Origin of the sequence: Rhodococcus sp. R1101, assembly GCF_000278445.1 — a bacterium.
Lineage (GTDB): Bacteria > Actinomycetota > Actinomycetes > Mycobacteriales > Mycobacteriaceae > Rhodococcus > Rhodococcus gordoniae.
Map to the genome: position 1 here is coordinate 1 of NZ_AJVB01000233.1, position 5974 is coordinate 5974.

At 69.9% G+C, this 5974-nt stretch carries 5 protein-coding genes; 4 read left to right on the plus strand and 1 reads right to left on the minus strand.

The window, feature by feature from the left end; all coding sequences use genetic code 11:
• The 4 genes from mqo to R1101_RS0114580 form a co-directional block, all read left to right on the plus strand.
• On the plus strand, window positions 1–1166 hold a 1166-nt coding region (mqo, locus tag R1101_RS26880; protein WP_016934138.1), incomplete at its 5' end, for a malate dehydrogenase (quinone).
• Between the two features lie 99 nt (window positions 1167–1265).
• Entirely contained in the window at window positions 1266–2528 is a 1263-nt protein-coding gene (cobA, locus tag R1101_RS0114570; protein ID WP_016934139.1) for a uroporphyrinogen-III C-methyltransferase, read from the plus strand.
• 59 nt (window positions 2529–2587) lie between these two features.
• The gene (locus tag R1101_RS0114575; protein WP_232284759.1) at window positions 2588–4009 is read left to right on the plus strand and encodes an MFS transporter; all 1422 of its coding nucleotides are present in this window, start codon (window positions 2588–2590) and stop codon (window positions 4007–4009) included.
• A 71-nt stretch (window positions 4010–4080) separates the two neighbouring features.
• A complete protein-coding gene (locus R1101_RS0114580; protein ID WP_016934141.1) occupies window positions 4081–5163 on the plus strand; it encodes an FUSC family protein in 1083 nt (360 codons plus the stop codon).
• Here the strand turns inward: R1101_RS0114580 and yaaA are convergent.
• On the minus strand, window positions 5156–5899 hold the full coding sequence (yaaA, locus tag R1101_RS0114585) for a peroxide stress protein YaaA (RefSeq protein ID WP_016934142.1): 744 nt from the start codon (window positions 5897–5899) through the stop codon (window positions 5156–5158). The two genes, R1101_RS0114580 and yaaA, sit on opposite strands and share 8 nt — an antisense overlap.
• Window positions 5900–5974 lie beyond the last annotated feature (75 nt).

The following is a 5974-nucleotide window of genomic DNA, read 5'->3' on the forward strand; positions in this document are numbered from 1 at the left end:
TGCACGGCGCCGAGAACGTGAAGTACCTGCGTGCCCGCTACGACGCTCTCGCCGGCCATCCCCTCTTCGAGGGCATGGAGTACACCGAGAACCCCGAGGTCTTCACCGAGCGCCTGCCGCTCATGGGCAAAGGCCGCGACTTCTCCGATCCGGTCGCGCTGAACTGGACGCAGACCGGAACCGACGTCGACTTCGGCGCTCTCACCAAACAGCTCATCAACCACGTCGCGGCCTCGGGCGGCTCCGTCTTCTTCGGGCACGACGTCACCGACATCGCCAAGCAGTCCGACGGCAGCTGGATCGTGAAGGTGCGCAATCGCCGCACCGGCGAGTCACGCAAGGTCCAGGCGAAGTTCGTCTTCGTCGGCGCGGGTGGCGGTGCACTGCACCTGCTGCAGAAGTCGGGCATCAAGGAGATCAAGGGCTTCGGCGGCTTCCCCGTCTCCGGTGCCTTCCTGCGCTGCACCAACCCCGAGGTCATCGCGCAGCACAGCGCGAAGGTCTACGGCAAGGCCGCGGTCGGCGCCCCTCCGATGTCGGTTCCGCACCTCGACACGCGCGTGATCGGCGGCAAGCAGGGCCTGCTTTTCGGCCCCTACGCCGGGTGGTCGCCCAAGTTCCTCAAGCAGGGCGGCATCATGGACCTGCCCAAGTCGGTCAAGCCCGGCAACCTGATGTCGATGCTCGGCGTCGGTGTCACCGAACTCGGCCTCGTCAAGTACCTCGTCGGTGAGCTGATGCAGTCGCCCGCCGACCGCATCGGCACCCTCGCCGAGTTCGTTCCCGAGGCACGTCTCGAGGACTGGGAGCTCATCGTCGCCGGCCAGCGGGTGCAGGTCATCCGCCGCAAGGGTGCGGGCGGCGTCCTCGAGTTCGGTACCGCCGTGGTCAATGCGGGCGACGGTTCGATCGCCGGCCTGCTCGGTGCGTCGCCGGGTGCCTCGACGGCGGTTCCGGCCATGCTCGACGTGCTCGAGCGGTGTTTCCCGCAGCAGTGGGCGGGTTGGCAGTCCAAGCTCCGCGAGATGGTCCCGTCCCTCGGGGTCACGCTGTCCGACAATCCCGACCTGTTCCGTCAGGTGTGGGACCACAGCACGAGGTCGCTCCAGCTCGACGTCGTCTCCGACACCGTGGCCGAGGCGCCCGTCGAGGCCGCCGCGGTCTGATCCGATCACCGCACCTGTGGCCCGAGGCGATGCCCGGGCCACAGGTGTCCTGACGGTGGGTCCGACCGGCGGATTCGCCGCGACACGAGAGATGGGGAGATGCCCGTGCCCGCTGCCGCAGAGGACGAGACCAGCTACCTGGTCGGACTCGATCTCCGCGGACGCCGCGTCGTGATCGTCGGAGGGGGCAGCGTCGCGCAGCGGCGTCTCGGCCTGCTCGTCGCGTCCGGCGCCCGCGTCCACGTCGTCACCCGGGCCGCGACCCCCGTGGTCGAGAGCATGGCGACGAAAGGCCGCATCACGCTCGACCTGCGCGACTACCGCGACGGGGATCTCGACGGCGCATGGTACGCCATGGCCTGCACCGACGAGCCCGAGACCAACGCGGCCGTCGTCGCAGAGGCCGAACGCAACAGGATCTTCTGCGTCCGCGCCGACAACGCCCGCCACGGCAGTGCCGTCACTCCCGCCACCGCCCGGTACGAAGGCCTCGCAGTCGGTGTCCTCGCCGGAGGCGACCACCGTAGGTCCGCCGCCGTGCGCACCTCGATCCGCGACGCTCTCGCCGGAGCGACCGTCACGGAGTTCGCCGACGCCGGACCGAAGCCGGTCGGCGTGGCCCTCGTGGGCGGCGGTCCCGGCGATCCCGATCTCATCACCGTCCGCGGCCGCAGGCTCCTCGCCCGCGCCGACGTCGTGGTCGCCGACCACCTCGCACCGCAGGAACTGCTCGCGGAACTCGATCATCACGTCGAGGTGATCGACGCCGCGAAGCTCCCGTACGGACGGGCCATGGCCCAGCAGATGATCAACGAGACCCTGATCGACCGTGCGAGAGCCGGCAAGTTCGTCGTCCGGCTCAAGGGCGGCGACCCGTACGTCTTCGGTCGCGGCTACGAAGAACTCGAAGCCTGCACCGCGGCCGGGATCCCTGTCACCGTCGTCCCGGGCATCACCAGCGCGATCTCGGTGCCCTCCGCGGCAGGTATCCCCGTCACCCATCGCGGCGTCACCCACGAGTTCGTCGTCGTCAGCGGACACGTCGCACCGGGACATCCCGACTCGCTCACCGACTGGGACGCGCTCGCGAAGTTGCGGGGCACCCTGGTCCTGCTCATGGCCGTCGAACGCATCGACCGGTTCGCCGATGCCCTGATCGCCGGCGGACGTCCCGCAGACACCCCGGTGGTCGTCGTACAGGAGGGAACACTGCGCAGTCAGCGTGTGGTGCGTGCCGATCTGTCGACCGTCGCGCACCGCGTCCGCAACGAGGGCGTGCGCCCGCCCGCGATCATCGTGATCGGGCCGGTGGCCGGATTCGGACTCGATCCGCGGACCGGCTCCGACTCGGACGGTGGGTAACGTTGGATCACGTGTCAGCCACCTCGCATCCGTCGGCCACCCGCGCGGTCGCTCTGGCCATGCTGGTCCTCAGCGGTCTCCAGTTGATGGTCGTTCTCGACGGAACGGTCGCGAATCTCGCGCTCGCTCCGCTGCAGAGCGATCTGGGACTGTCGGATTCGGGTCGCAACTGGGTCCTCACCTCGTACGCCCTCGCGTTCGGCGGACTGATGCTCCTCGGCGGCCGCCTGGGCGACAGCTACGGGCGCAAACGCATGTTCATGGGCGGGGTCGGCCTGTTCACCCTGGCCTCCCTTCTGTGCGGGCTGGCGACCGGCGAAGCGATGCTCATCGGCGCCCGCGCCCTGCAGGGTGTCGGGGCCGCGGTCGCGTCCCCGACCGCTCTCGCGCTCGTTGCGACGACCTTCGCCGCAGGTCCGGCACGCAACCGCGCCATCGCGGTCTTCGCCGCCATGACCGGCGTCGGGTCGATCGCGGGACTCATCCTCGGTGGGGCCCTCACACAGGTGTCGTGGCGCTGGATCTTCCTCATCAACGTCCCCATCGGTGTGCTCATCGTCGTGCTCGCCGCGATCGCGCTGCGTGAGACCGCGTCCGAACGCCTCGCGCTCGACGTTCCCGGCGCGATCCTCGCGACGCTCGGCTGCACCGGTCTGGTCTTCGGTCTCACCGAGGGCCCCGAACTCGGCTGGTCGAGCCTCCCGGTGATCGGTGCTGTCGCCGCGGGCTTCGTGCTGCTGGGACTGTTCCTGCTCGTCGAGCGGCGGGCCGAGAACCCGCTGCTGCCGTTCGTGCTGTTCCGGAACAAGGACCGCGTCGCGACCTTCGTGGCGATCTTCTTCGCGGGCGCGGTGATGTTCAGCCTCGCGGCCTTCGTCGCCCTGTTCGTACAGGACATTCTCGGCTACAGCCCGCTCTCGGCGGGCCTGGCGTTCGTGCCGTTCGCCTTCGGTCTCGGAGGTGCGGCCGCGGTGTCGTCGAAGATGGTCGCGCGGATCGAACCCCGCTGGCTGGTGGTCACCGGCTCGGTGATCATGACGGTGAGCCTCCTCTACGGATCGACGATGGACGGCAGCGTCCGCTATTTCCCGACTCTGTTCGTGCTGGTGCTCGTCGTCGGTTTCGGCGTCGGACTGGCCGTCGTCCCGCTGCCGCTGTGCGCGATCTCCGGGGTGGGCCCGCACGAGATCGGACCGCTCTCGGCGATCGCGCAGGTCGCACAGACCCTCGGAGGTCCGGTCGGCCTCGGCGTGATCGGTGCGATGGCCACCTCGCGGACGATGTCGCTCGGCGGTGTCTCGGGGGCCGTCGCCGGCATGACCGACGCCCAGCTCGTAGCCCAGGGCGAGGGTTACATGTTCGCGCTGGTCGGCTGCGCCGTCTGCGCGGTGATCGCCGGTATCGCGGCTCTGTTCATCCGCTTCACCCCCGAAGAGGTCGCCCAGGCGCAGGAAGCCGAGAAGGCCGCGCAGACGTCCTGACCCCGGACCGTCGTCGCGGCGGATGAGTTTGTTCACGCCTGCCACGCGCGAACGCCGGGTACCCGACGCCCATGCAGGTCGGTGTTCTCGAACGGGGCAGATTCGTCGGATCGTGGATCGCCCGGGCCGTACGCGAGGCCGGGCACGAGCGGTACGTCGCCCTCCAGGCGTTCCGGTCGACGCTCGCTGCGGTCGTGGCGTGGCTCCTCGTCACCGAGGTGTTCCATTTCCAGCAGGCGTTCCTCGCGCCCTACGTCGCGGTCTTCCTCGTCGAGGCCACGCTCGTTCGCTCGCTCCGGCAGGCCGCGGTGCAGATCGGGGCGGTCGTCGCGGGTCTGCTGGTCGCGGTCGTCGTGACGCGGGTCGTGGAGTCGACGACCGCGGCGATCGGAATGGCGGTGGCCGTCGGCTACTTCGCGGGACGCTGGCGGCGGTTCGGGTCCAGTGGCATCTGGGTGGCGATCACGGCGCTGCTGGTGATCGCCACCGGCGCCTCGGACAGTCCCGTCCTGCTGAGCGAACGCCTCCTCGAGACGATGATCGGGGCAGCGGTCGGCGTCGCGGTGACCGCACTGGTCTTCCCGCCCGTGTACTCGGCGGGCAAGGAGGGCACCGAGCTCACCGGCGAGCTGCGCGACCTGCTCCGGGACATGGCCACCGGATGCCGCGAGGGATCGTCGGGGTCCCGCGACTGGGTTCAGCGTGCGCGCGGCATCGACAGCTTCGTCCAGCGTGCCTTCGACGAATCGCGGTGGGCGCACGAGAGCGCCAGGTTGAATCCTCGCCCCGCCGCGGCCCGCGCCGGCGAACGGGCGCGTCGCTGGGACCGGACGCTCGACGACCTGTCGTCGGTGTCGAGCGCGGTCGAGGAACTCGCGCACGCCCTGGATCCGGTGCTCGGGGACGAGTTCGCGGAGTCCGACCGCCGGGACGTGCGGTCGGCGGTGGCCGCGGTGCTCGACGCACTGGCCGGGATGATCGAGGCTGTGGGGGCGGGTCGGGAAGTCGATCCCGACGGGGCGTGCCGCCGGAATCTCACGGATCTCGAACGGTTCGCCCTCGAGTCGGGCGACATGGTTCTCGCGGCGCGGCTCGGCGCCGTCCTGCACTCGGCCCGTCGCATCGTCGCCGCAATGGGACTCGAGGTCAGGTGAGCACGACCAGCTCGGTCGGCGACTCCACCTCGACGCGCAGCCCGGCCTTCGATGCGACCCGCGCGAGCGACGAGATGTCGCCCGGTTCCGCCCGCGTGAGGACGAGGGCGCGGGCGAGCAGGCCCTTGTGGTGCTTGTTGAAGTGGCTGACGACCTTGCGGGTGCCATCCGGCTGCTCGGTGAACACCGTGGCGGTGACCGCACCCGGGACGGGACCGAGTTGCTGGTAGACACCGGAGCGGAGGTCCACCACGAGGTCACCGTCGGCCTCGGCGACCAGTGCCTCGGTGAGTTCGGCTCGCCAGACGGTCTTGAGTGTGCCGAATCCGGGCAGTTTCGAGCCTCCCGACAGGCGGTAGGCGGGTATCGGATCGGCGGCCCGCACGGCGCCGAACAGTGCCGAACCGATCCCCAGACGCCGACAGGCCTTGTCCCGCTGGGTCTTCGTGAATGTCGCCGCGTCGAGCGCGTCGTACAACACCCCGGTGTAGCGCTCGAGTGCCGGACGGCTAGGGGAGACCCACAGCTTCGCGTTGCGTTCGATCTCGTCGGCTCCCTTGGCGCCCAGCCCGAGCGCGCGGCTCGACTCCTCGGGATCGTCGGCGAGGTCGACGAGCGCCTGCACGAGCATCTCCCGCGTCTCGGTCAGCTGCGGCATCGACAGGTCGGCGAGATCGAGCGGTCCGCCGTCGCCGCCGTCGGACTTGGTTTCGGAAGGGGGAGGAAGCACCAGCACAACCGGTAACCGTACCGACGTCGCGGAAGGTGGCCACGGTAGGCTGCACGGTCGTGATCACCCGCATGTCGCACC

What these genes read in the sequence shown, in the direction of transcription:
- cobA (WP_016934139.1), top strand. Translation starts at nt 1,266, where the DNA reads ATGCCCGTGCCCGCTGCCGCAGAGGACGAGACCAGCTACCTGGTCGGA.
- R1101_RS0114575 (WP_232284759.1), top strand. Translation starts at nt 2,588, where the DNA reads ATGCTGGTCCTCAGCGGTCTCCAGTTGATGGTCGTTCTCGACGGAACG.
- R1101_RS0114580 (WP_016934141.1), top strand. Translation starts at nt 4,081, where the DNA reads ATGCAGGTCGGTGTTCTCGAACGGGGCAGATTCGTCGGATCGTGGATC.